The sequence below is a fragment of the Shewanella sediminis HAW-EB3 genome, assembly GCF_000018025.1.
Lineage (GTDB): Bacteria > Pseudomonadota > Gammaproteobacteria > Enterobacterales > Shewanellaceae > Shewanella > Shewanella sediminis.
The window spans coordinates 1,588,809-1,614,271 of record NC_009831.1 but is presented as its reverse complement, the minus strand read 5'-3'; the positions used below and the strand labels follow the sequence as shown (position 1 = coordinate 1,614,271).

Sequence of the window (25,463 nt, the reverse complement as noted above, 5' to 3'; positions counted from 1 at the left end):
CTCAGGTCATTGAATACGGATTTAATGAGATGGGTATAACAGGAGGACGCCGTGAAAATCAGCCAGCGATTGAGTCAGATAGACAAGATGATAAACAATCACTATGACCATATTTGGGATTGTTGTTGTGATCATGGGCTGCTTGGTGCCAGACTCCTTCAAAGAGGCGCTGCAGGCACCATTCACTTCGTCGATGTGGTCGATGAGCTGATGATGGATCTCGAAAAAAAACTCACCCGCTTTTTCCCCTCAGACCAATTAAGCGATGACACTTCCTCGGCTGATGAAATGCAGACGAGTCATTGGCAAGTTCACTGTATTGATGTGGCACATCTGCCTATCGCTGATTTTGACGATTGTGAGTCACATCTAATCATCATTGCAGGGGTCGGAGGTGAGTTGCTTATCGAGTTAATCGGCTCAATTATGACTAACTACCCAAGCAAACATTTTGAGTTTATCCTCTGCCCGGTTCACCACAACTACAAACTCAGGCAGCACTTAGGTCAACTGAAGTTGGGTCTGGTCAATGAATGTCTTATTCAGGAGAACAAACGTTTCTATGAAATAATGCATCTGTCTACAGACTGCGAGCAAGCCATCGTGAACGTCGGTTCTATCATGTGGAACCTGTCTCAGGATGCGGACAAACAATACCTGTATAAAACGATATTGCATTATGAACGCATGCAAAAAAGTGCCGGCGAGGATGCCGATATGTTGGCGCAGATCATCGATGACTATCGCGCACTGGAAAAGCGCATTAAATAATCCGGATGAGTTAACCCGAGTTCAGGTTAACTTACATCACAAAGGGGCTTCACAGGCCCGGTCCCCTCAAACCTGTTTAAGAGGTCTCCGGCTTGCAGCGTTTATTCAAGAAAAGCATACGCCATTCAAGACTCTGAGTTATACTCGCAGCCCATTATCCTCGTTCCGGCACCAGATATTTTCATGCGCCTATTAAAATCCACTATTCACCCCGATATTCAAACTCTCGAAGGCAAGCAGTTCCACCGTAAGGCCGCCCGAGGCATCATTTTAGACGGTGAGAATATCTTAATGCTCTACACTGAGCGTTATCATGATTACAGTATTCCTGGTGGTGGTATCGATGACGGCGAAGAGATTGAAGCTGGATTACTCCGTGAGTTAGAAGAGGAAACCGGCGCTCAACATATTGAGGTTATGAGTGAGTTTGGTTTATACGAAGAGTACCGGCCTTGGTATAAAAATGATCACGATATCGTACATATGCAGTCTTACTGCTATGTGTGCAATATCCACCCTGAGTTAGGCGAGACTCGACTGGAAGAGCATGAGATACAAAACGGCATGGAACCGGTATGGATTAATATTCATGAGGCAATAGCCCATAACGAGCACACCATGGCTAACAGCCCAAAGAAAGGGATGTCAATCGAACGGGAAACCTTCCTGCTGAAACTGATTGTGGACGAACTCATTCAAGGGTAACCGGCGGTGACGGCAGGGCTCAAGGTGATATCGATAGCTATGTTATCGATATCACCATTTATCAAGTCTTTAAGCCCCCCAGGTAAAACAAATTTCGCAAAAAAGCGTACAAACTAAAAGCTTACAAACAAATTAATGATCATCGCATTGATGATATCGATGAAGAAACCACACACTAAAGGCACGATGATAAAAGCTCTGTGCGCCGCACCATATTGTTGAGATACCGCCGTCATATTTACGATAGCCGTAGCCGTAGAGCCTAAGGTTACCCCGCCGAAGCCGGAGCAGATAACCGCCGCCTCATAATCTTTGCCCATGGCTCGGAATACGATAAAGACGGTAAACAACACCGACAACAGTACCTGTATCGACATCACGACCGAAATATAAAATAGACTGCCCTCGAGCTCCCATATCTTCAGGCTCATCAGCGCCATCGTTAAGAACATACCTAAACAGATATCCTGAATTAATGATAATCCTCTGGAAGCCTCCTCCACATAGGTAAGGTCTCTGTCCTTCTTCCTATTCAAAAGTGCACGGCCGACATTGCCGATAATAATACCGGAGAGCAGACAGGCAACAAACATAGGCAACTTAAGTCCGGCCTCCTGCATCGCCAGATCGATAAAGTAACCAATAATCAGTGTCACGTTCAACCATAGCCAGGCTCTGAGTACGCCAAAATAATCTACCTGAATATGGTTTGAACTACTCTTATGGCTGGCACCGATATCGAGCTCTTCATCCAGGTTGGGCTTAATATGGTGGCGCTTCATCAGGTAAGCCGCGATGGGACCACCGATAACACAGGCAGAGATTAAGCCTAATGTATTCGATGCGATACCCAACTCATTGGCATTAGCGATACCTAACTCCTCCACAAAGGTGGGGGTCCATGCCATAGCGGTACCTACGCCACCGATAAGCGAGATAGAGCCAGACATCAGCCCCGCTTTGGGATCTAAGCCAAATAGAGTGGCAACACTCACTCCCGTGAAGTTCTGTAAGAAGATAAACACACTGGAAAGAAGTATCAGGATCAACAGGGGCTTTCCCCCTTTGAGCAGAGTCGCGAAGTCGGCCTTCAAGCCAATTCCGGCAAAGAAGTAGAGCAGCAAGATATCTCTGACATCCAAGTTAAACTCAATTTGTAAGCCAAAGGCATAATAGAGGATCCCCACAATAGCGGCGCAGGCAAATCCCCCAACCACTGGCTCGGGAATACTATACTTACGCAACAGCTCGTAACGGGAGATGATCGCTTTACCGATAAATAGCGCAATGATCGCTAAGGTAAAGGAGACAAAGTCTTTAATCTCAAGGATGTGAGGTTCCATTTTACAGTTCCTTTAAAATTGAATTGCCAACTTACAAAACTATAACATTTGTAGAGGGTATAAAGCTAAACTTTCAGTGAGTTATCAAGCTTTATAAAGCTTATGTCTCTATTATAAGCATTCATCTTACAAACAGCAGAAACCGCGGTGAGTTAACTCTGATATGAACGGGTTAACGTCCATCTTAATTACTCCTTTAAAAGTCAGTAACTATCCATTCATGACAAAATAATCACTTAAAAACAAGGAGTAATATTAGCTCACGAAACTGTGCGCCAGAACAAAGACAATCTATATGACTACCCCCTACAATCCCTGTCAGGAAAAGTTTTAGTGAGTTTTAAAATCGTATGGATTCGTTTCAGTGGGATGGACACTTCGTTACCGGCTTAGATGATGTTGACAGGCAACACCACCAGCTCGTCAACCTGATTAACCGGTTTGGGCACCTGCTCGCCAGTAATAATTTGCAATCATGCGATATCGACCAGGTACTCAGTGAGTTGTGGCGCTATACTCAGCATCACTTTCAAGATGAAGAAGCCCTGATGCAAGCCAAAGGGGTCGATGAGCGACACGTTAAGCTGCAAGAAGAGGCCCACAATTACTTCTTAAGTGAGATGCAAGCGATTCAGGCTTCAACCTCTATCGGCAACCCAGAGACGCTTAAATACCTTCTGGATTTTCTGACTCAGTGGTTGGCCTACCATATCTTAGGTGCCGATCAGAATATGGCCAGACAGATTGCCGCCATAGACTCAGGATTAACACCGGAACAAGCCTATGCAAGAGAGGAGTCTCAAGCCGATAGTGCCACAGCCCCTCTACTCAAGGCGCTCAATGGCCTGTTTAAACAGGTATCCCAACGTAACAAACAGCTAATAGAGTTTAATCACTCCCTCGAAGAGAAGGTTCAGCAGCGCACGCAAGAGTTAATCGACGCCAATGCCCACCTGGAGAAGCTCTCCGTTACTGATGTCTTAACCGGTTTACCCAACCGACGTTTCGCCATGGAGAAGCTCACTCAGCTTTGGCAGGAATCCGTGCAAAGCCAACAACCACTGGCATGTATGATGTTAGATGCGGACCACTTTAAAACCGTTAATGATACTTATGGGCATGATGCCGGCGATAGGGTGTTATGCGAGTTATCCAGAGAGTTGCAACATGCCGTTCGTACCGATGACATCGTGTGCCGTTTAGGGGGAGATGAATTTGTTATCATCTGCCCGGCAACTGATCTAAATGGTATCAGGCACATTGCCACTCAGGTTCACGAGAAAATCGCCGCCATGACGGTCTCATTCGGAAGCGGCAGCTGGCAGGGCAGCATTAGTGTTGGGGTCTCTTCCAGGACAGATCAGATGCAAGATTACAGTGAACTGATAAAGCGGGCGGATGAGGCTGTCTACCTGGCTAAGCAAGCTGGCAAAAATTGCGTCAGGCGCGCTCAATAAATACACTGTTCTCGCGACTTATCGTCTTCTCCTAAAGAATAAGTCGCGGTCAATCTCCCACAGCCTCGACCACTTCACTGTCTTGATTGAGCACCCAGCTCTCCCCCTCTGATTTTGCGATTATCACGGTTCCACACGCATCACTGAATACATTTACCGATGTTCGTAGCATATCCAGTATTCTATCAGTCACCAGCAGTAAACCTATCGCTTCAAGAGGTAAACCTATTGCCCCTAAAATCACGGTAATGGCCACCAGGCTGGCAGCCGGAATACCCGCGACCCCAATTGAAGTGAGCAGAGCCACTAACACAATGGTAAATTGGGTGATAAACCCGAGCTCCAAACCATAGGCTTGGGCAATAAACATCGCGGCCACACACTCATAAAGCGCCGTGCCGTCCATATTGACCGTAGCCCCCAAAGGTAAAACAAAGCTTGCGGTTTTTCTCGATACTCCGGCTCGCTTTTGTATGCACTGCATGGTCAATGGCAGAGTCGCAGAAGAGGAGGCCGTTGAAAACGCCATTAACATCGCCGGAGACATAGCCACAATCTGCTTTATGGGGCTTACTCTGCCGACGAATTTAAGCAGCAGAGGTAAAACAATAAACGCGTGCAGCGCCAGGGAGATGATGACCGTAAACAGAAATACCAACATAGGCTCAAAAGCATTAAAGCCTGTTGCACTCACCGTCTTTGCTATCAATGCAAATATTCCCAGAGGAGCAAACTTAAGGACAAACTGAGTAATAAGCACCATCGTTTTCGCGACGCCTTTCCAAAAGTCCCGTAGTACCTCTCCCCTGCGCCCCTCGACGCGCCCCATAAAGAAACCAAACAGTAGACTGAAAAAAATAAGGCCTAACATCTGACCTTCACTTGCCGCCTCTACAATATTGGTCGGGATCATTCTGACAAAGATCTCAACCAGATCTTTACTCCCTCGCCCCTCAACCTGACTTAGTGTCGACGCAACCTCAGCGCTGTTAGTATTGAGGTTGAGCAAATCACCAGCGGGTTGCCCATCGATAATCCCCGGCAGAGTAATATTGACTAAGGTCAAGCCTATTAAGATGGCTAACAGACTGGTCATGGTGTAATAAGCCATTGTCTTTAGCCCGAGTCTCCCTAAACTATCGCCATGATTGAGACCAGCCATACTCGAGATAATGGATGACATGATCAGAGGCACGATTACCATCTTGAGGGCATTGAGAAACATAGTGCCGATGAAATCATAAATTTCATAAATCGCACTTTCGGGGACTGTCATAATACCGACTAAGATAGCCAGTAAGATGGCAATCAAGATCTGCCAATGTAGCTTCATCAGTGTTATCTCCGCCAGGCGCGGTTAATACCTGTACACTAATCCTAGACAAGAATTGAATATTCAACCGAATACATTCTCTTTAAGGACAGAATTGACGCTCCGCTCATTACTGATAAATTGAAATATCCCTCTCCTATTTTCACTTTTCCCCAAAAATTCAGATTAGGCTTAACTCAGTAATTCAAAAACTGAGCAGAAAAAAGGCGCCCTCAGGCGCCTTCTCTTTTGCAAAAAAAGTCTGAATTAAACAGACATTTTGCTACTTACTTCGCATACTCAACAGCAATTCCGGCCGCCAACTTGGCGTTGTTAAACACAAGCTCGATGTTGGCTTTCAGGCTGGTGCCTTCTGTTTTTTCTGCAACTTTAGCCAGTAAGAAAGGTGTCGACTCTTTACCCGATATCCCTTTGCTGTCCATCTCGGCAACGGCATTGATGATCACCTCATCGATCATGGCGCGATCAAGCTGATACTCTTCCGGTATTGGGTTTGCAACGACAACGCCACCTTTTAATCCCATCTCCCACTTGGCTTTCATCGCCGTCGCGATCTGCTCGGCGGTATCCAGTCTGTAGTCGACACCAAACTCGCTTTCACGGGTATAGAAAGCGGGCAGAGTATCAGTTTGATGACCGATAACCGGCACGCCCTGAGTCTCCAGATACTCCAGAGTCAGGCCGATATCCAAAATAGATTTAGCACCTGCACAGATAACCGCCACATCGGTATTAGCTAACTCTTGAAGATCGGCCGAGATATCAAATGTCTGTTGTGCACCACGGTGAACACCACCGATACCGCCTGTAGCAAATACCTTGATACCCGCCATCTGCGCCAAAATCATGGTCGAGGCCACTGTAGTCGCACCATCTACCTGCTTAGCGACAATAAAGGGGATATCGCGGCGACTGGTCTTAATGACATCTAAACCTGCCTTACCTAAATATTCGATCTCTTCATGAGTCATGCCCACTTTCAATCGTCCCTTCAAGATGGCTATCGTCGCAGGGATCGCGCCATTATCACGAATAATCTGCTCAACCTTCAGGGCCGTTTCCACGTTTTGCGGATAAGGCATTCCGTGTGAAATAATCGTAGATTCCAGTGCAACAACTGGCTTTCCTGCTGCAATTGCCGCGGCGACTTCTGGATTAATATCTAGGTACTGCTCTAACATGTTAACTCCTTGATAATTCGGTTTACTGATATTTCTGACATATTTGGATTAATGGTCGCAAGGTGTGACAGCGCCACGACTGCTGCGGCCATAGCAAATTTGGTTGAGTGCTCTATGCTCCACTCCTGGATCCAGCCATGAGCGAGGCCTGCAAGGAACGCATCACCGGCCCCGTTCGCATTAACCATGGCGACCGGGATGGCTGGGATAAGCGCTTGAGCACCTTCATCACTGTAAAACACACCATCACTGCCAAGACTTAGGAAGATGCGCTTAACCCCCTGGTTATGGAACCAGTTAGCTAAACCGGGTAGCTCACTATAGTCTTCAATGATGATCCCTGAGAGCTGCTCGGCCTCTTTAAGATTGGGTTTTAACGTGTGTACCGAACTTAGAAATGGCTTTATTTTCTTAGCCTTAACACAGGAGACGGTATCCACAAATATGGGTCTGTCGGAGAAGTTATTGAGCAGGTATTCCAGTGATTCTGCTGACAGGTTTGCATCCAAAATAATAAGATCTGCGCGTCTTAACAGCTCCTCCTTCTCCTTGAGAACCTCGACACTCAAACGATCCAGGATTGCCATGTCATTAATAGCAACATGCATGTCGCTGTCGCCATCGAGCACAGAAAGATAGGTGGAAGTATTCACATCATTGAGCTGCAAGCAGCCTTTCATATCGATACCAGCTTGCTGGCATTGACTCACGATCATCTGCCCATAAGTATCTTTACCTACGGCACTGATCAGCCGCGTCTCGGAACCTAACCTTGCTAAGTTCTCGGCGATATTACGCCCGACGCCTCCGGGAGAGCAGCTCACACTGCCCGGGTTTGAATCACCGACCTGCAATGAATTTAATGGACGGCCAAGAATATCCATATTAGCCCCGCCGATAACAACCGCATATCGGGATTCGGCTAAGATATAACCTTTTCCCCGAATGACGCCTTTATTGGTGAGGTTCATGATATGCCCGGCAACGGCGGAACGGCTTATGCCTAACTGATCGGCTAAGCTCTGTTGCGCGATAAGTGGGTCTTGTTTAAGTAGTGCCAGTATCTCTAGTTCGCGTTCTGTCATCTTTATTATCCAGGTTACACGCCAAACAAACATTTGTTTGGATACCAAACTTAAGTTTAAGCTTGAACCTAAAGTATGCTCAATAAAGGCAAAGTTCAAGTAAAAAATGTAATTTCCAGGTAAAAAATGTGAACTAACAACAGTTCAGTCAACGCTAAATTATCGCTGCGTCACGGTAGGAAGTAGGAAGCAGGAAGCAGGAAGTATCAATAACGACAAGTCAAAGAGAGGAAAGATAAGTTCTAGGTTCTAGGTTCTAGGCGGTCACATCAGATTCTGAGTTCTGCGTAATATGCTCGAAGCTCGAAGCTCGAATCCTCGTGACTCGTGCCCTGAAACATTCGCGGCTAAAGCCGCTCCTACATGGATCACCGTCGCCCGAAACTCGTAGCCCGTAGCCCGTAGCCCGTAGCCCGTAGCCCGTAACTTACAGCTTATGATATTTTGTGACAAAGCGATCTAACTGATTACCAAAGGCTTGCTTCTCACTCGCCCCTATCGCAGCTGGCCCTCCGGTTTGAACCCCGCTGGCGCGCATGGTATCCATAAAGTCCCGCATATTCAGAATCGACTTTATGTTCTGCACGGTATAGAGCTCACCGCGGGGGTTCAGGGCAATGCCGCCTTTATCTATCACTTCCGATGCGAGTGGAATATCGGCTGTGATAACCAGATCTCCGGCGTCGAGACGCTTCACGATCTCATCATCGGCCACATCGAAGCCCGAAGGAACCGTCACCATCTTGATAAAACGAGATGGTGGAATACGCATGGAGTGGTTAGCCACTAATGTGACCTCGACTTTCGCCCTGTCCGCAACCCTAAACAAGATCTCTTTAATTACCCCAGGGCAAGCATCTGCATCGACCCAAATCTTCATACTTATCTCCTAAAGTGCACGTTCACGAATGCGAGTTAACTTAAGCTATTGATTAATATATACCCAAGCGACAGAAATGATAAAGCCACCGAAATCGGTGAGATAACGGCGGCTTTAAAGTCAATCGAGTATTCGTCCGACTTACTCTTCGCTTGGCATAACCTTCTTAACGAAGCAGGTCAAGATAACGATACGAGTACCGTTTACACGACCTTCGATATGCTCAGGGTTATTCGTCAAAGAGATACCGCGAACGGTTGTGCCGCGCTTAGCGGTAAAGGTAGTGCCCTTAACGTTAAGATCTTTAATGATAACGACGTTATCACCCGCCTCTAAGATTGCGCCATTACTGTCTTTGTGAGGTACAAAATCTTCATCGACCTCTTCGATTCCCGCTTCAGCCCACGCTTGCATATCTTCATCGAGATAAAGCATATCAAGCAGATCGCGCGCCCATGCTTCAGCACTGATCTGCTTTAACATACGGTAAGCCATGACTTGAACGGCTGGCACCTGACTCCACATGCTGTCGTTGAGACAACGCCAGTGGTTCATATCGATAGTTGCAGGAGTTTTGATCTGACCAGTACAAGTGTCACAAATCATGATTCGCGCATCACCGTAACCCTTAGACTCTGGCAGCTCAAAGGCAGCTAAGTTTGATTCGCTACCACATAATTCACACTTGCCACCACAGCGGCTTAATAGTTCTTTAGTCATCTCTTTCTCTTCAAGCTAAACGGGTCTCAATAATGGGCGGCACTATATCATATAGAGCCAATTCACAACAGCCAGCCCGTCCCGGCTATGCTTGCTTCATGACACGTATCAAACATTTTCACATTGAACATTGACGATTTCACTGCTACACCTAGAAGACAGTGAAGTATGCACAGGGAGGTCATATGCTTATTCTTACGAGAAAGACGAACACTTCAGTTATCATAACCAATGTCTATGATGAAAATGGTAAGCCCTTAAAAGACATAGAGATTAATATCTACGCCGACAATCGAATCGGAATCGATGCCGACAGTTCGGTAGATATCTATCGAAGTGAGATGCTTCAGCTCGGAGAGTAGCGCTCTGCCTGTTCAGGTAGAGTCAACAAATCAAACATTGGAAATCAAACTCTTGATAAGAGTTCTGGCAGATAAGATCCATAAACTAGTTATTGCTAAAAGGAACCTATGATAAATTACTAAAATGAGTGACACACTCGTTTACAAGGATCCGTTATGTCCGAGGACAAGAAGAAAATCTTAGTGCTGTTTGCGCATCCGGCTCAAGAGCGCTCAGAGGTCAACAAGCCACTTTTTACCGATTGCCAGCAACACGGCGATGTGACGGCTGTCGATCTCTATCGGGAATACCCCACATTTCATATCAATATCGACAAAGAGCAGCAGAGACTGCGCGAACATGATGTCATTATCTTTATGTTTCCACTCTATTGGTATTCCACTCCCGCAATATTAAAGCAGTGGCAAGATCTGGTGCTTGAATATGGTTTCGCCTACGGCGCCAACGGTCATGCATTAGAGGGGAAGACGTTTCTGTGTGCCGTCACTGCCGGCGGCTCAGAGGCTGCCTACCAGCAAGCGGGCTACAACCATTTCACTGTCCGGGAGCTACTCCAGCCACTGGAGCAAACAGCGTCATTAACGGGGATGAATTATCTCCCCCCCTTCGTACTGTTTAGCGCCAGAAATGCGGTAGAAGAGAACCGCGTAAATGCCCATATCGAGAGTTTTCGTCATCTGTTAACCGCATTGGCTGAAGATAATTTAGATGTTGAAACGTCAAGAGCATTGCCCGTATTAAACACCAAATTATCTGGCTCATTTAACGCTTAATTGCAAAGTTTAGACTAAGGGAACCTAATGACAGCTTATTTTATTCAAGCTTTTATCTACCTTTGCGCGGCGGTTATCGCAGTGCCTTTGGCCAAACGTTTTGGGTTAGGCTCTGTACTGGGTTACCTGATGGCGGGAGTGGTTATCGGTCCGATCATCGGTCTGGTCGGCAGTGAAACCAATACCTTGCAACATTTTGCCGAATTTGGCGTGGTCATGATGCTATTCCTTGTGGGACTGGAACTCGAGCCACGAATGCTTTGGGATATGCGTAATAAACTTATCGGCTTAGGCGGCCTGCAGATAGGGTTAACGACCGCAATCATTACCGCAGCAGGTATCTACTTTGGCTTAAGCTGGAGCATCGCACTAACGGTAGGCCTTATCTTCGCGCTGTCTTCTACCGCCATCGTGCTGCAGACCTTTAACGAGAAAGGCCTGTCAAAAACCGAAGGAGGAAAGAATGCATTCTCGGTTCTCCTGTTCCAGGATATCGCCGTGATCCCCATGCTGGCGCTCATTCCACTATTGGCACTACCCGAGTTGGTCGAACAGGCACAAGCCGCAGTTGGCCAAGCCGCGCAGCAGCATGAAGAGCTCTCTTTAGTGGCCGGTTTGCCTGGATGGGCTTATGGGATCGTGGTCATGTTGGCCATCGCAGCCGTTGTTGTCGGTGGGCATTATCTCAGTCGTCCTCTGTTTCGATATGTCGCAAGTTCGGGCCTGAGGGAAATTTTCACCGCCACTGCGCTTATGCTGGTTATCGGCATAGCAGCATTGATGAGTTTAGTTGGCCTATCCCCGGCTCTGGGTACATTTCTAGCCGGTGTGGTACTGGCTAACAGTGAATTTCGTCATGAACTTGAGTCCAATATCGAACCTTTTAAAGGTTTATTGCTGGGACTATTTTTTATCACAGTTGGCGCAGGCATCGACTTTGGAGTGTTAGCCGATAATATCGGCCCCGTGCTTGGGATCACTGCCGGGGTCATGCTGGTAAAAGCCCTGGTATTATTTCTGTTAGCGCTCATATTCAGAATTAAAAACAGCGATCGCTGGTTGTTTGCCCTGAGCTTAGCTCAAGCCGGGGAGTTTGGTTTCGTCCTGCTCAGTTACACGGTACAAAACCACGTGATCCCTACCGATCTGGCCCAGATGCTCTCATTGGTGGTCGCCCTGTCTATGTTCCTCACACCTGGCCTGTTTATCTTCTTCGATAAGGTGATTGTGCCAAGGTTTGAACATTTTGAAAATGACCGAGAGACCGACGAGATCACCGAAAAGGGAACGGTGATCATCGCAGGAATTGGCCGCTTCGGCCAGATGGTGAATCGTTTCTTACGGGCCAATAAAATCGATACTGTGGTACTGGATCATCAGATATCTCAAGTTGAAAACCTTAAAAAGATTAACGTTAAGAGCTTCTATGGTGATGCGACTCAACCAGATCTGCTCCACACCGCAGGTATCGAAGAAGCCACCATGCTGGTCATCGCCATCGATAACAATGAACGTGCGGTAGAACTGACAAAATATGTGAAGCACACCTACCCGAAAGTGAAGGTTTTTGCCCGTGCATTCGACAGAGGGCACCACTTCGAACTTAAACATGCCGGGGCAGACTTTATCATCAGTGAAACCTACCATTCAGCCTTAGAGCTTGGTAAAGAGGCCTTGATCTCCCTCGGGGTTCATCCGTTTAAAGCCGAACAGAAGAAGGCCACCCTACGCGAGCTGGAACTTTGTTATAAAGATTCACTGTTTGAGTCCTGGAAAAAGAAAACCGAAGACAGCAAATACAGCGCTCACTTCAGAGAGTTGTTTATCGAACTTGAAACCGCCATAGCGAAAGCGATGAAGAGTGATCACTTCGATGAGCAGGCAAGAGTCGAACGCGGATGGACGCCGCCGCCTAAAGACTATGAAAAGGAGATGAACAAAACGGAATAGCAATTCTGGCATTTCCGAGTCATTATTCCTTCCATAAAAAAACCACCGACTGAGCGGTGGTTTTTTAACTTTTACATCAAGGATGCATCAGATTCTCAGCCTTAACGGCGAGAAACTCATCTCGTCAATTTAGACAAGTTTCATCTCTTGAACTATCTCATGAGCTATCTCGGGAGTCGTACTCACAGGCTTCTCATGAAGGTCGGCTTTTAGCTGACCTTTTCTGTGCTTAAGCGCTGCGTCAAGCTTCTTAGCCGCAGTCGCAATAGCCGGATACATCACACCATTACAACCAGATGCTGAAATTCGGCTACCTTCATAATTTGTACGCAGCTCAACCTGATACTCGCCATGCTCCTTAGAAATGATGACATCTAACGAGATTAACGTTGGGAAATGAGTGGCGATTTTGGAAAACTTTTCGTTCACATGCTCTTTGATTGAATCGGTAACATCGACGTGGTGACCAGAAAGATTTATTTTCATAGGTTTTCCTTTTAAGAATTACTTCAATAATAGAACTTGGGGCTGGTGGTTGAAAAGACAAGGGGGCAAGTAAAATATTTTTACGCTACTAATTTTGCCCTACACTTTTATCGGTATTTCCTACTCAACCAGGCTTATACGAGTCCTGTATCCATTCTAACTATTACAAATACTCTTGAACTAACCAACACCAGTTCCCCACACCGGAGCCTCAATAAGTACTTTCAAACTAGTTGTATTAATATGTACTCCTCATATTTCATAAAAGCAAGTAACGACTATATTCAATGTCCAAAATTAAGCCAAAACTAAGATAATCGTTATAAAAAGCATCAAATTGATGCTTTTTTATTACTCGGATGACCGATAAATGGGGGGGACTCACTAAGCATATGCTAAAAAAACGATCCTTGAAGCAGAAGTGTTTCGTTTATCGACAAACATCGACTCATTTAACTTTTTAAGCTATCTGGCTCACCGTCTTTTTTGGGATCCAGCGCTCACAGCGGCAATCTTTACACATTAAATGCGAATGAAAACGGTTATCACCTAGGTATTATTAAGGTAGAATCACAACAGCTTTTTTGCCAGCGCTAAACTGGCCCCTTTCCACCAGGAACAAACCATAGTGGTCTTACCAAATTTAAACTGGCGAGCATTTATCCGTTCGCAAGCTATCAACATTATGTCTCGCAGCTTTGCAGCCATTTTTGCAGGTTATTTAGTCGCGGCTACCGCCTGTGGTTTATTGGCTCTCATCATACCTTTGCCCGCCGCCCAAAGTGCGCTGACCGCTATGATGCTCTCATTTAGCTTTTATGCTACGGCGGCTATCTGGGCGTTTAGTGTCAGGACAAGCTGGCAAGCCTGGCGGGATCTACTGGTGATTGGTGCCACCTTTTACATCATTATCTTGTGGGTAAATTAAGCAATGAAAGAGACATTTTTTCGCTCCATGACCTGGTTACACACCTGGGTTGGCCTGCTGGTATGTTGGGTACTTTTGTTAGTTTTTTTTGCAGGCACGGTTAGTTATTACCGCTATGAGATATCCCTATGGACCAAGCCGGAAATTCATAAGGATGTTTTTCAAGCCTATCAAACAGACAACTTAGTTCACCAGCTTCGAGACGGGCAAGCCTACCTATCTGAGCACGCTAAAAGTGCAAAAGATTGGCGCATTAACTTCCCCACCGAACGTAAACCTTATCTCAGCTATGGCTGGCAGACACTACCGAAACCCGGCGAACGAAGGGGACAGTTTATTGAGCATATCGCCCATACAAATGGTCAGGGTATGGTCACCGACGTACGTGATTCACGCGGTGGTAACTTCTTCTATAGATTACATTTCGACCTTCATTACATGCCGGCAAAAATCGCTCGTTGGATTGTCGGGTTTTGTACTATGTTTATGTTGCTGGCTTTGATCAGTGGCATTGTCATTCATAAGCGCATCTTTAAGGATTTTTTCAGCTTCAGGCGAAATAAGGGCGGTCGTTCATGGCTCGATGCCCATAATATCAGCTCGGTACTCGCCCTTCCCTATCATTTGATGATCACCTATACCGGCCTAATCACTTTGATGTTGATGTATATGCCTTGGGGGGTGATGACCGCCTATGATGGTGACACCCGTGCATTTCGCGCGGAACTGAAACCGGGACGAGAGCAAGTTGCCGCTTCGGGTACCCCGGCACCATTAATTCAACTGAGTACATTACTCCCCGCCGTAAAGACGAATTGGGGAGATACGCCGATTAAACAGGTGGTGATCAGCAATATCAATGATGAAAACAGTCGGATCAGTTTCTATAAAAATACCCAACAGTCAGTAACAGACCTGCGTATACCCCTGATATTCAGCGGTGTATCTGGTGAGCAGTTGAGTCAAGCAGCCGATACCCCCTCGGCAGCTCATGCCACACACGATACGTTAATGTCGCTGCACACGGCTCGTTTTGCTGAGCCGGTATTAAGGGGATTCTTCTTTATCTGCGGTTTCATGGGCTGCGCCATGATAGCCACCGGAACCCTGTTATGGGCGGTGAAGATCCGCCAAAAACAGCAAAAAAGTATCAAACAGGGCAACAAACCAAGCTTAGGCCTGCGTCTGGTAGAGGGGCTAAATCTGACTTTTATCGCAGGCTTACCTCTGGCAACCTGTGGATTTTTCTATGCTAACCGGCTCCTGCCGGCACAGATGGCAGACCGGCCTCAATGGGAGGTACACAGCTTCTTTGCCGTTATCTGTTTAACCGCACTGCTGGCTTACTTTGACCGCAGCCTGACAAGCTGGCGCAGAGTACTGGGGCTTAGTGCGGTTACCTTTATGGCGGTCCCTCTTCTTAACTGGGCGACCTCCAGCCAACACCTGTTTCAAAATATTGCCAGCCATCAATGGGCATTAGTAGGTTTCGATCTCCTCTGTCTGTTGATAGGAATAGCATTATGGTTTGCAAGAGATAAATTAGCTCACACTCACGCTAAGCCCTCTACTCGTGTCGCGGCAAACACTGCACGTCCGAATAAAGAAAAACGGGTTCTTACAGCGACAAAGGTGTCGCCTGAGCTGGAGCCGTCAGCTAAGGAAGGTGCGTAATATTATGATCTCTAACTCTATGACCCTCAGCATTCTCAACTTCAGCTACCTCGCTTTCGGTTGTCTGTCCTTAGCCATGTTTTCTCACTTTCGCGGGGCTTTTAAACGTTCACCCAACCAAACTCAAAGCAGAGTACTTTACTGGTCCGGCTGGATCATACTCGCTGCCAGCTATTATGCTGGCGTGGTTTATCAGGGGTTTGCCTATGGCAGCATACTATTCACCGGACTTTTATCCCTTGCAGGACTATTAGTGATCTTGACGTTAAGCTACCGGGCTCATCACCTGCCCCATTTCATGACAGGCTCCGGAGTCCTTGGCACCCTACTGCAGATCTTCGCCTAAATTGAGGTAAGCAGCACAGAGTGCGGGCTGAGTTTATTTGAAAAACGGTAGAATGTGTCGTTTTTTCAATCAAATTCAGTCTGCATTCAGCTTTACCATTGTAGAGTGGTTCAATTGATACCACTTTACGCGAGGCAGAGATGCAAATTAATTCAACTTCTCAAAATACAGGCCCGGCTACACAGGCTATAGCATCGAAGCAATCGGTACAGAACGCCACTCAATCTAAGACCGACTCTCCTCTCACTACGACTCAGCCTTCGCAGCAGTCAAATAGCGACAGCGTGACAATTTCTATACAGGCAGCAGCGCTTTCATCTCAGTCTCAAGCTCAACCAAGCGCTAAAGATGCTGAAACGCTGCCTGTAAAACCAGCCCTGCCCAATGACGGAGAAAAAGTTGACAACTATGTCGAATACAAAAAAGCCAAGGCTCAATATCAGATCTACTCAGATATGGCCGGTATAGTGACTGGCAACAGCCAAGGGATGTCGGCATCGACTGCCTATTACCTGTCAAATAACGATGATGCACGCGCCGCCGTCGTAGACAGCAAGGCACAGCAGCAACAAATTTCAACGATGCAGACCTATGTAAATACCACTCAGAGTATCGATGACTGGTACTAGCTTTTCCCGTATATCAGATAGTAAAACGCCGCTAAATGCGGCGTTTTTTGATTAAGGACAGTTCCTGCCTCTGCATGGTTTATCAGGTTTACCGTTTCCGCCACCAGTGTTTCCACAATCGAGCAGGAAACCACTTCCGGTTCCCTAAGAGGAGTCATCCATCCCTATGGCACAATATTCAGCTCCCGCAACCGACGTTGTAGTAGCTAAGCCAGTTCCCATAGGAACGGATGAAAAACGTGAACCTCAGGCACGGCTAACTCTACCTGACTGGTTCTTTGTGAAAAATCGGCATGCAATTTATCTTCATCTACACCGGGCTTAAACTTGACGATATAGCGCTGCTCCTAAGCGGCAAGACTTCCAGAAAAAATAACCAGTAAGAGTATACAGAGTACAATCAGGATCTTAGTAGAATTAGTCACGAGTAACCCCTTAAACTTTAAACGCCTCAATATTAGCCCTAGCTATTAAGTGACTCGGCTGTTAAGTGACTCACTTATGCTTCCTTAGCCGTTCGCTTGATACCTTTCTCTAATTACCACAATATCTTTGCTAACCACTTTTCTACTTTCTAGCCTCTAATACATAAAGTATGGTTGCTAACCAACAGAAAAGTGCTGTAACAAGATAAAAGTCTAACTTCCTCTGGTTATATACAGCTTAACTATAAGAAAACCATCACCCTCATTGAAGAACAAACATCCCCCCTCTCACATTCAGCTGATTTATATGAATTAAGAAAGTAACTATGATGGGACACAAAAAAGACGCCGTCAGCGCCTTTACATTATCTGGAAGAATCGACGACGCTAGTTTTCAACAAAGTCATCTTCAAAGTTCGTTTCCCAGTATTTGTAGCCCTGAACCGTAGCCTGAGCGGCGGCCCCCATTAAATTAACCTGATAGGTTTTGACACCACTGAGATCCACAGACTGATTAGCAGATGCCTGCTCGCCACTTCCCTCGTACTCGGCGCTGGCTTCTGCCTGCGCTTGCCCCTCGAAACCTGCATCCTTAAAGCGCTGAACGGCAGCCTTGTCCATAAAAGCTTGCACGAATGCGACCTGCTTCCAGCCAATGCCTGCACCAACACCACCAGTGGCGAAACGATAATATGACTTGCGCCCCAGTTCATTGAGCACACAAACTCCGCCTCCGGTAGATATGGCAAACAGATAGCTGTTACTGCCAGTACAGGTGACATAGGCAACCGAGTTAGCCACTGCAGAAGCGGCACCTTTGTGTTCACTATAGATCTCTTTCAATGCAGCCTGCGTTTCCTCACGTGCATTTTTCTTTTTCGCTTCAGGCGTATTTCCCGTAGCGCAACCGACAAGTAAAACAGGTAAAAGTAGGAACACTAATTTGTATTTTTTCATTCTGCTACCTTATGTAATTGTATTAAACGAAAGAGAACCACAACTATTTTGATGGACTTTTATATCTCAGTGTAAAGTTTTTAAGCCCTGAGCATCACCGACTGCCAAGATCTATTATATGGAAATCTCTCGGATGAATTAAATCACCTAGCATCGACACTAAAAAGTATAGGAGAGCGTTAACATGGGTCCTTGAAAGCCATAATGGAGCTTCAGTGTGGAATTGTCATCCTCAATATCCGCCGATACTTTATAGTATTTATAAGAGAGTTCGGTGGCAAAACTATCCCTGAAGGTATACTCAATTCCGGCACTCAAGTCGACCAACCGACCACTGATGTTATCTAAACTCAGATAGAAATATTGAGCCTGTGTACCTAGTTGCCAACCATCAGCAAACTGATAATTGACAACGACACCGATATCGGGCAGAGGGGCCGTAGCGTCGGTGAATACTATGTTGTCGGGTTCGAGCTCCACTGAGCCACAATTATTGTCGACACAAGCCGCGATATCCCCGGAAAAACCCAGTTCAAACCACATCACGTGCAGGCCCGCAGTCAGGATCAAGTCCCATTCATCATCGCGGTAAAAATCATAGCCATAACCAATGCGGGCAATATCGACATTAAATGTTGTGGTGATCACGCTGCCTGACTGCACTAAATATTTATCCCCGGTTTCAGGGTGCTCATATTCGAAGGGGGTGGTTATATTCAGGTTTGTGGCATCACGGTGTAATCGCTTCCAATCCAGATAGACCCCGTGATGGCCATTGAACCAGTATGCCACCTCAAAAAATGGGAGGAATTCACTTTCAGTTAACTTGAGATCTGATTCAAAATCCAGCTCAAAGCTCTCATCGGTTAAGGGACTGATCACCTCCATTCCCGAATCCGATGTCGAATAAAAGCTTCCTATCGCGATCCGTAACTTACTCTCATCGGCAAGAGTCATGAAAGAGGAGAGTAGCAAAGTACAAGATACAAGTGTCTTGATGGCAAATTGGAGTCGGCCTCCCCCCGCTTCTGTATGTAAACGCTTCATCCTTAACCTCCGATAACCTAACTGTATTAACTCTAGCATCGATTTAATTTTACAGGCATAAAAGAGCCCATGACCTTGAGTAAAGACCCGATGAATCAAATGGATGAAGTAATAAAGATACGCTGGGAACATAGATGAAACGGAGATAAAAATGGGGGTTAAAAGCCTGGGAACTGCTCGGCCGGTAACCCCCTAAAGGTGCTTGCTATAGACGTGGTGAGCGCCTATCTAATACAAAATGTTTACTTAATATCCTCAGCCACTCCATCGGGTGATATTGGTAGCGCCTTTAATGGCATAATCGGCTGTTGGATCAGCTCATCCTTGAGGTAAGAGATCGCTTTATCTAATTGAGCATCACCACCTGTGAATGTGGCATAAGGTAGGTTATCGACTTCGATATCCGGACTAACACCTCGCCCTTCGAGCACCCAACGTCCGTCCATCGCATACTGCGGATACTCGGCCACCCGTGCCATCCCTTTGTCTGTCAGCGAATTACGACCGGATAACCAAACACCCGCTCCCGCCGTTTGCTTTCCTATCAAAGGAGCAACACCCAGTGCCTTGATACCGGCCGCGAATGTTTCACCATCCGAGTAGGTCAACTGATCGGTAAGCACCACAAGATGTCCACGGAAGGTCTGTTGCATATTGGCATTTGGCGTACCACGAGTCGGTTGCCAAAATGCCCAGGTACGGCGCAGTAGTTTCTCGATGATCCAACTATCAATGTTGCCGCCTCGGTTACGGCGCACATCGATAATCAGCCCCTCTTTTTCAAAGTTGGCGTAAAACTCACGTGCAAAGCTGGCAATATCACCACTGCCCATAGCGTACAGGTGCAGATAGCCTATCTTACCCTCACTTCCCAGTGAGACCTTATTGCCATTATGATTGACCCAATCTAAGTATCTCAGCTTGGCATCGACTCTGGTGTCAACAGGCATGACGATGGTCTTATGCTGCTTCTTTCCACGCTTAAGCTTAAGTAGTACCTGCTTTTTAGACTGGTTTCTTAAGTAGCGCGTCACATCGGCCACATTGGTTACCGACTTACCATTGATCTCCAGAATAATATCGCCCACTTCAGCATCGACTTCGACCCTGGCCAGTGGAGATGACTGTGCAGGAAGCTCAGGATCATTCTGGTAAATATGGGATATCTTCACGCCGGACTTGGTCTGTTCGAGGCGAGCCCCGAGACTCGATGCCTTGGCCATCTTACTGTCTTTAGGGAGATCGCCTCCTCGCACCTGAGAGTGCAACGAGTCCAACTCGCCCATCATCTGCTTAAAGATGTCATTCAGCTCATGCCTGTCGGTTAGCCTGTCGACCAATGGCTGGTATTTAGCCTTAGTTGCTTGCCAGTCCAAGCCACGCATTGTCTTGTCAAAGAAGGAGTCTCTGTGCATCAACCAGGCATCTTCGAACATCTGTTGCCACTCCAGTTGTGGCTCGATAGCGAGTTGCCACTGCCCGGTTTGCACCTTGGCATTTTTCAGCTCTTTTGGTAGCTTATCAACCGCATCGACAATCAGCATCTCTTTGCCACCGTTGCTGTGCTTGCGTATGAATATTTTCTTCCCGTCGGCTGAGAGCGCATAATCTCCCACGTCTTTGGCAAATGTCTCGACCTTAGGGCTTAAGGGATCAAACTTTATAACTTTCAAGTCAGGCTTACTGCTGCGTCCTGATGCCCTGTCCAGCAGGTATAAGCTGTCCTCTTTAAGACTCAGTTTTGAGTAATTACCAGAACCGACCGGCACTTGCCATAGACGTTGATTAAGTCCTTTCCAGTCAACATTAATCTTAAGCTTGTCGGCCTCTTTATCTGACTTCTTGTCAGACTCTGCAGGCATTAGCTCATTAGGTTTACGGAACGCAAAGCTGGCACTCTTGTCCAGGGCGATGGCGAAAATTTCACTGCGTTTATCGAACATGGGTCCCATGTTACGATCGCCCCATGGTGAGGTCGGCGTCGCAGTAAACTGACGATTAGATAAGAAATATAACCATTTCCCATCGCTACTGAAGGCGGGGGAATAGGATTCATATTTATCGCTCGTCACTGTTTCACTGCGGTTTTCTTCCAGTGAATACAAGACAATTTGAGGTCTGGGTTTACCCAGCTCAGATTTGGTAATGGCAATAAATCGACTATCGCCAGACCAGACCACATCGGCATAGGGACCTAACCCCTCCCCTTGGGTGATGATCTTCTTACTGCGATTTTTCTTTAGATCTAACAACCAGAGATTGCCATCGTAATCATCCGAGGCGATGTAACGTCCATCGGGTGAAACACTCAATGACATTCTTAGCGTCTTACCATCTTTGGTTAACTGCTTGGCCCCTTGACTTCCATCGGCCGGGAACTGCCAGATCTCCTGCTCACCGGATGCATCACTGATACCATAGACCCACTGGCCGTCGGGACTCATTACCGAGGCTCGAATACGACTGTTTCCCGGAAGAGCTATCTCGACAAGGCGCGATCCATCAACACCGGCGATGGCCACATGGCTTCTGGCGGTGATAACGACTTTGTCACCTACGGGGGATACTTGTGTCGATGTCGCATATTTCATAGGGCTGTTCACCCAATGCTCACGACGCTGAGAGAAGTCTGAGACCAGATCGATATCTAAGACACGGGTATCATTAGCCGCAATATCGAACAGTTTTATATCCGCGCCTTGCTGAAATACGATACGACCTTTATCTAAACGCGCCCCTCTGACTTGCCAATCAGTAAACTGGGTATGCTGTTTCAAATTCTGACCATCTGTCATCATTGACCAGATGTTGTCATTGCCATCGCTATCACTCACAAAATACAGACGGTTATCCCACAGCATGGGCTGACGAACAGAGCCAGAGTGAGAAGCGGTTAACAATTCGGCTTCCTGTTTCGAGCCCAGTTTAAATCGCCATAACTCGCCCTTAGCTCCACCTCGATATACTTTTGCGTTATCCCCGGTAGTTTGTAGCCCAAAGCGGGTAAAATAGAGATACTCACCACTATCATCGATAGCCCCTTCGATGGCATCGGCCAGAGGCAGATCGGTGGTCATTAACGTCTCGGGGTTAACGGTTCTTAAGACCCAGTAGTTTGCAGGGCCAAAGGCATTGTCGGTGGCGTAGAGCACTTCGCCCTCGGCGGTCCAACCTTGTACCCGGACCCGACTATTTTCGAAGCTCACTCGCTTTGCTTTCCCACCAGCAATCGGGATCACATACACTTCGCTGGCACCTTCATAATTGGCCACATAAGCCACCCACTGACCATCTTTTGAGATACTGGCGCCCAACTCTTCGGCCGGTAGGCTGGTGAGTCTTTGAGCTCGGCTTTGGGTCAGCTCCTTAGTCCAGAGATCGCCTTCGGCGGTAAAGACAAGCGTGTTATCACTCAAGGCCGGGGCACGGTAATAACCTAGACTTTCCGATTCGGATGAGAAGGCACTGGAGGCACTTAGGCTGCCGAGTGCTAATAAAGTGCAGACAAAAGAGAGACGAAGTTTCATTATTAGCTCGTTATTCTTATTAAATATTTTCTGAAGTCACAGTTTTAAGCTCAACAAGGTAGCAAACTTTTCTTAAAGCAACAGTAAAATATTTCACAATAATTATTAGCAAATGTGTACAAGTTATCTTTGTCGTTTAACTCCCTAGCTATACTCTGTAGACGGTAGCTGCAAAAGCGGACTCATAGATGGCATATGATGAGGAGGAGATGAGTAAATCCAGCTCAATATCTGAAGATATTGAGCTCTTTAGTGATGAGCAATCCACTTCGGTCAGGCAAGATCCGGTCATAAAAAAATTACTCGGTAAACTCCCCGATGACATTGCAGACAGCTACTCAGAGAAACAACTTCAAGGGCTCAGAGTCGCCCTGGGCGATCGAACCTGGGGAAAACATTTCATCGACAGAAGAGGTACGTTCGCCATCACCTTCGTACGTTGGCGATTTTATTATGTATTTCTATTGGGAAAGAACCGAAGAGCCTATACACGTCGGGAGAAGCATGCCTCACTGCTGATGTTTATGGGGTTAATCTTGCTATTTTTATGCATCAGTGTACTGCTTGGCTTATTGACTCTATACCTTCTCAAATCTGCTCTGGGTATAGATCTGCTCGAGGGGACCTCGCTTGGTGCCTGGGATTGGTTTAAGGAGCTATGGTAAAGAACGATGGTAATAAAGAACAAGGTCATTATGGAGGCTGGTGAAATAACCGCTCACTTTTTGGAGCTGGGCGATCCTCAAATAGCCACACACTCGCAGCGTTTTTTCAAAACCGACACAGGGGAGTATGGCGCCGGGGATAAGTTTATCGGTATCAGGGTACCCGTCATCCGCGCCCGTGTAAAAGCCCTGCCACCTCTCTCCCTCGACACTATTTCCGAGCTTATTCGCAGTGAATTTCACGAAATCCGTCTATTCGCCACATTGGCCTTAGTAGACAACTTTAATAGGGCCGATGAAACAGACAGAGAGGAGATATACCATCTCTACCTGGAAAATCATGCATTTATCAATAATTGGGATATCGTAGACTGTTCGGCCCATAAAATTGTCGGTCCCTACCTGCTCAATCGCCCGAGGGAGACGCTATACAAACTCGCCGGGAATGGCACGCTCTGGCAACGTCGCATTGCGGTTATCAGCTGCTTCACCTTTATCAGGCATGATGACTTTGATGACATACTCAGGCTCAGTGAAAAGCTACTCTCCGATCCTGAAGATCTTATACATAAAGCTGTGGGTTGGATGCTTAGAGAGGTAGGGAAACGAGATAGGGCAAGGTTGGAGGCATTTTTAGACCAACATAATAAGCAGATGCCGAGAGTCATGCTCAGATATGCGATAGAGAAGTTTCCGACTGAGCTTCGCCACCATTACATGAAAAAGTAAAACGGCAGCTACCTGGTCGATAGCTGCCTTTTTCTGGTCAAAAAATGGCTAGTGCTGTTTAAGTAATACCTGCAGCTCATTCCACATTTGATGCTGGGGATGACTAGGCTCCCCAAGCTGTGGATACTGCTTCTCTATCTTCAGAGCAAGCTTTTTGGCCTCAATCCACTGTTTGCTCTCCACCAGCTGCACTAAATGATTCAATGCCTGCTTGGCACTAATCACGGCTTCACGTTGCGTCGAGCTCTTAATTAAAGTTGGCTGTTTCTCAAGGGTATCACTAAGCCGGTAAGATGTGCCCTTCTGGTTCAGTGACTCAGAAGCTTGCGAAGTGGCTTGCCCGGTAGCAGTGCCGCTAACGTCAGAACTTCCACCATCAGGCTTCACTGACATACTTCTCGGCGCTATGGCCTTAAGAGTCTGCTCCTCACCAGCCTGTCCGCCTTGAACTTCCACTGGCTCACTCATCTGCATCATCACAGGCATGGCATCATCACGCAGTACATCCTGAGGCGCCTCAGGATTGATGAGTAGCAGGGTCACAACCAGCATCACCGAGGCCGCAGAAGATAATGGCCAGCGATACTGACGCCAAAAACTATGCTCCACTCGCACCACATTATCTTTCGAGGCATTATCAGTCGCACGCTTTGCCATCGCGATGATTTTCTCATCGAGCTCCGGGCCAGGTTGCTCCTGTTTCATCTTTCGATACCATCGCTGAAGTTCAGGGTCGAACTGAGCAGATTTATCTGTTTTATCATCTTTCATTGTCGACCTCCTGCCATTTATTCATAACACACTCTTTCAGCGCCCTGTTTGCGTATCGAATACGACTCTTTGTCGCCTCAAGTGTAACCTCTACAATCTCTGCAATAGCCGCTGCGGTGAACCCCGCCTCCATGCTGAGTAAAAATGTCTCTTTTTGAACCGTGGGCAACAGGTCTATACACCCTCTAAGCAGCTTAGCTTTAATATTCTCCTCCAATGCGCTATCGGGAGAGAATTGATCCGATGACATCTGATTATCGCACTCCTGCTCTTCACTAAATGCGTCACTGAACAGATCGACCGGCTTCACCGCCCGAACATGATCAATCAACAAATTATGTGCGATACGATATAACCAGGTCGTAAATTTGGCACTGGTTTCATAACCCACAGCAGCCTTTATCACGCGGCCCCATGTTTCCTGATACAGATCTTCGGCAAGCTGCTGATCGCCTGTTTGACGAACGAAATATCGATACAGGCCCCCCTTATGCTTCTGGTACAGAGACTCAAACGCCGATGTATCCCCTGCGGCATATTGCAACATCAAACGTTGATCCGCCTCAGCTTCTGTAGACTTATCCTGCTCTAATGCTTCTGCCACACATTTCTCCAAGCTATCTTCAATTCAACTCGCCCGTCCATCCCGCAACATGCGAAGACGAACATAGATTCATTCTTGTTAGAAAGTTTGCCTTCCCGGCACAAGTTTGTCTAT

Annotated in this window: 24 protein-coding genes; 12 read left to right on the top strand and 12 right to left on the bottom strand. The window is 46.8% G+C overall.

Annotated elements, in window-relative coordinates; genetic code table 11:
• Positions 1 to 51 precede the first annotated feature (51 nt).
• Both SSED_RS07025 and SSED_RS07020 read left to right on the top strand, forming a co-directional pair.
• The gene (locus SSED_RS07025) at positions 52 to 771 is read left to right on the top strand and encodes a tRNA (adenine(22)-N(1))-methyltransferase TrmK (protein WP_012141704.1); all 720 of its coding nucleotides are present in this window, start codon (positions 52 to 54) and stop codon (positions 769 to 771) included.
• A gap of 183 nt (positions 772 to 954) precedes the next feature.
• A complete protein-coding gene (locus SSED_RS07020) occupies positions 955 to 1,476 on the top strand; it encodes an NUDIX hydrolase (protein ID WP_012141703.1) in 522 nt (173 codons plus the stop codon).
• 113 nt (positions 1,477 to 1,589) lie between these two features.
• On the opposite strand, the gene gltS is transcribed toward SSED_RS07020, so the two are convergent.
• Positions 1,590 to 2,819, bottom strand: coding sequence for a sodium/glutamate symporter (gene gltS / locus SSED_RS07015; protein ID WP_012141702.1), 1,230 nt, complete (start codon positions 2,817 to 2,819; stop codon positions 1,590 to 1,592).
• A 350-nt stretch (positions 2,820 to 3,169) separates the two neighbouring features.
• Between gltS and SSED_RS07010 the strand changes: the two genes are divergently transcribed.
• Entirely contained in the window at positions 3,170 to 4,276 is a 1,107-nt protein-coding gene (locus tag SSED_RS07010; RefSeq protein ID WP_012141701.1) for a sensor domain-containing diguanylate cyclase, read from the top strand.
• A 49-nt stretch (positions 4,277 to 4,325) separates the two neighbouring features.
• Here SSED_RS07010 and SSED_RS07005 read toward each other — a convergent pair whose 3' ends face one another.
• The 5 genes from SSED_RS07005 to SSED_RS06985 all read right to left on the bottom strand — a co-directional run bounded on the left by SSED_RS07005 (position 4,326) and on the right by SSED_RS06985 (position 9,475).
• A complete protein-coding gene (locus SSED_RS07005) occupies positions 4,326 to 5,609 on the bottom strand; it encodes a dicarboxylate/amino acid:cation symporter (protein WP_012141700.1) in 1,284 nt (427 codons plus the stop codon).
• Between the two features lie 266 nt (positions 5,610 to 5,875).
• Positions 5,876 to 6,790: a pseudouridine-5'-phosphate glycosidase gene (locus SSED_RS07000; protein WP_012141699.1), complete on the bottom strand. Its 915-nt coding sequence runs from the start codon at positions 6,788 to 6,790 to the stop codon at positions 5,876 to 5,878.
• The gene (locus SSED_RS06995; RefSeq protein ID WP_041421572.1) at positions 6,784 to 7,875 is read right to left on the bottom strand and encodes a PfkB family carbohydrate kinase; all 1,092 of its coding nucleotides are present in this window, start codon (positions 7,873 to 7,875) and stop codon (positions 6,784 to 6,786) included. Before SSED_RS06995 ends, SSED_RS07000 begins: the two co-directional genes overlap by 7 nt.
• A gap of 427 nt (positions 7,876 to 8,302) precedes the next feature.
• The gene (locus tag SSED_RS06990) at positions 8,303 to 8,755 is read right to left on the bottom strand and encodes a YaiI/YqxD family protein (protein ID WP_012141697.1); all 453 of its coding nucleotides are present in this window, start codon (positions 8,753 to 8,755) and stop codon (positions 8,303 to 8,305) included.
• Between the two features lie 141 nt (positions 8,756 to 8,896).
• Positions 8,897 to 9,475 (bottom strand): PhnA domain-containing protein, encoded by a 579-nt coding sequence (locus SSED_RS06985; protein WP_012141696.1) that lies wholly within the window; start codon positions 9,473 to 9,475, stop codon positions 8,897 to 8,899.
• Positions 9,476 to 9,660: 185 nt separating this feature from the next.
• Here SSED_RS06985 and SSED_RS23940 point away from each other — a divergent pair, with 185 nt between their 5' ends.
• From SSED_RS23940 to SSED_RS06975, 3 genes are all read left to right on the top strand, one after another.
• Positions 9,661 to 9,837 (top strand): carbon storage regulator, encoded by a 177-nt coding sequence (locus tag SSED_RS23940; RefSeq protein WP_083758930.1) that lies wholly within the window; start codon positions 9,661 to 9,663, stop codon positions 9,835 to 9,837.
• Positions 9,838 to 9,993: 156 nt separating this feature from the next.
• Positions 9,994 to 10,611 (top strand): NAD(P)H-dependent oxidoreductase, encoded by a 618-nt coding sequence (locus tag SSED_RS06980; protein ID WP_012141695.1) that lies wholly within the window; start codon positions 9,994 to 9,996, stop codon positions 10,609 to 10,611.
• A gap of 27 nt (positions 10,612 to 10,638) precedes the next feature.
• Positions 10,639 to 12,561: a monovalent cation:proton antiporter-2 (CPA2) family protein gene (locus SSED_RS06975; protein WP_012141694.1), complete on the top strand. Its 1,923-nt coding sequence runs from the start codon at positions 10,639 to 10,641 to the stop codon at positions 12,559 to 12,561.
• 129 nt (positions 12,562 to 12,690) lie between these two features.
• Here the strand turns inward: SSED_RS06975 and hpf are convergent, their stop codons facing one another.
• Positions 12,691 to 13,047 carry a ribosome hibernation-promoting factor, HPF/YfiA family gene (hpf, locus tag SSED_RS06970; RefSeq protein ID WP_012141693.1) on the bottom strand — a complete coding sequence of 119 codons (357 nt, stop codon included), beginning with the start codon at positions 13,045 to 13,047 and terminating at the stop codon, positions 12,691 to 12,693.
• A gap of 628 nt (positions 13,048 to 13,675) precedes the next feature.
• Here hpf and SSED_RS06965 point away from each other — a divergent pair.
• The 4 genes from SSED_RS06965 (at position 13,676) to SSED_RS06950 (ending at position 16,624) form a co-directional block, all read left to right on the top strand.
• Positions 13,676 to 13,975, top strand: coding sequence for a DUF3649 domain-containing protein (locus SSED_RS06965; protein WP_012141692.1), 300 nt, complete (start codon positions 13,676 to 13,678; stop codon positions 13,973 to 13,975).
• Between the two features lie 3 nt (positions 13,976 to 13,978).
• The gene (locus SSED_RS06960) at positions 13,979 to 15,649 is read left to right on the top strand and encodes a PepSY-associated TM helix domain-containing protein (protein ID WP_012141691.1); all 1,671 of its coding nucleotides are present in this window, start codon (positions 13,979 to 13,981) and stop codon (positions 15,647 to 15,649) included.
• 4 nt (positions 15,650 to 15,653) lie between these two features.
• Positions 15,654 to 15,995, top strand: coding sequence for a DUF3325 domain-containing protein (locus SSED_RS06955; protein ID WP_012141690.1), 342 nt, complete (start codon positions 15,654 to 15,656; stop codon positions 15,993 to 15,995).
• 140 nt (positions 15,996 to 16,135) lie between these two features.
• On the top strand, positions 16,136 to 16,624 hold the full coding sequence (locus SSED_RS06950) for a hypothetical protein (protein WP_012141689.1): 489 nt from the start codon (positions 16,136 to 16,138) through the stop codon (positions 16,622 to 16,624).
• Positions 16,625 to 17,436: 812 nt separating this feature from the next.
• On the opposite strand, the gene SSED_RS06945 is transcribed toward SSED_RS06950, so the two are convergent.
• The 3 genes from SSED_RS06945 to SSED_RS06935 form a co-directional block, all read right to left on the bottom strand.
• Complete coding sequence (locus tag SSED_RS06945) at positions 17,437 to 18,006, bottom strand: lipid-binding SYLF domain-containing protein (RefSeq protein ID WP_012141688.1); 570 nt, start codon at positions 18,004 to 18,006, stop codon at positions 17,437 to 17,439.
• 159 nt (positions 18,007 to 18,165) lie between these two features.
• Entirely contained in the window at positions 18,166 to 19,053 is an 888-nt protein-coding gene (locus SSED_RS06940) for a DUF481 domain-containing protein (protein WP_012141687.1), read from the bottom strand.
• 242 nt (positions 19,054 to 19,295) lie between these two features.
• Positions 19,296 to 22,580 carry a S41 family peptidase gene (locus tag SSED_RS06935; protein WP_012141686.1) on the bottom strand — a complete coding sequence of 1,095 codons (3,285 nt, stop codon included), beginning with the start codon at positions 22,578 to 22,580 and terminating at the stop codon, positions 19,296 to 19,298.
• Positions 22,581 to 22,768: 188 nt separating this feature from the next.
• Between SSED_RS06935 and SSED_RS06930 the strand changes: the two genes are divergently transcribed.
• Positions 22,769 to 23,245, top strand: coding sequence for a hypothetical protein (locus SSED_RS06930; protein ID WP_012141685.1), 477 nt, complete (start codon positions 22,769 to 22,771; stop codon positions 23,243 to 23,245).
• Between the two features lie 6 nt (positions 23,246 to 23,251).
• A complete protein-coding gene (locus SSED_RS06925) occupies positions 23,252 to 23,974 on the top strand; it encodes a DNA alkylation repair protein (protein ID WP_223295952.1) in 723 nt (240 codons plus the stop codon).
• A gap of 48 nt (positions 23,975 to 24,022) precedes the next feature.
• Here the strand turns inward: SSED_RS06925 and SSED_RS06920 are convergent, their stop codons facing one another.
• Entirely contained in the window at positions 24,023 to 24,745 is a 723-nt protein-coding gene (locus SSED_RS06920) for a hypothetical protein (RefSeq protein WP_012141683.1), read from the bottom strand.
• Entirely contained in the window at positions 24,735 to 25,349 is a 615-nt protein-coding gene (locus tag SSED_RS06915; protein ID WP_012141682.1) for a sigma-70 family RNA polymerase sigma factor, read from the bottom strand. The genes SSED_RS06920 and SSED_RS06915 overlap by 11 nt, the downstream gene beginning before the upstream one ends.
• Positions 25,350 to 25,463 lie beyond the last annotated feature (114 nt).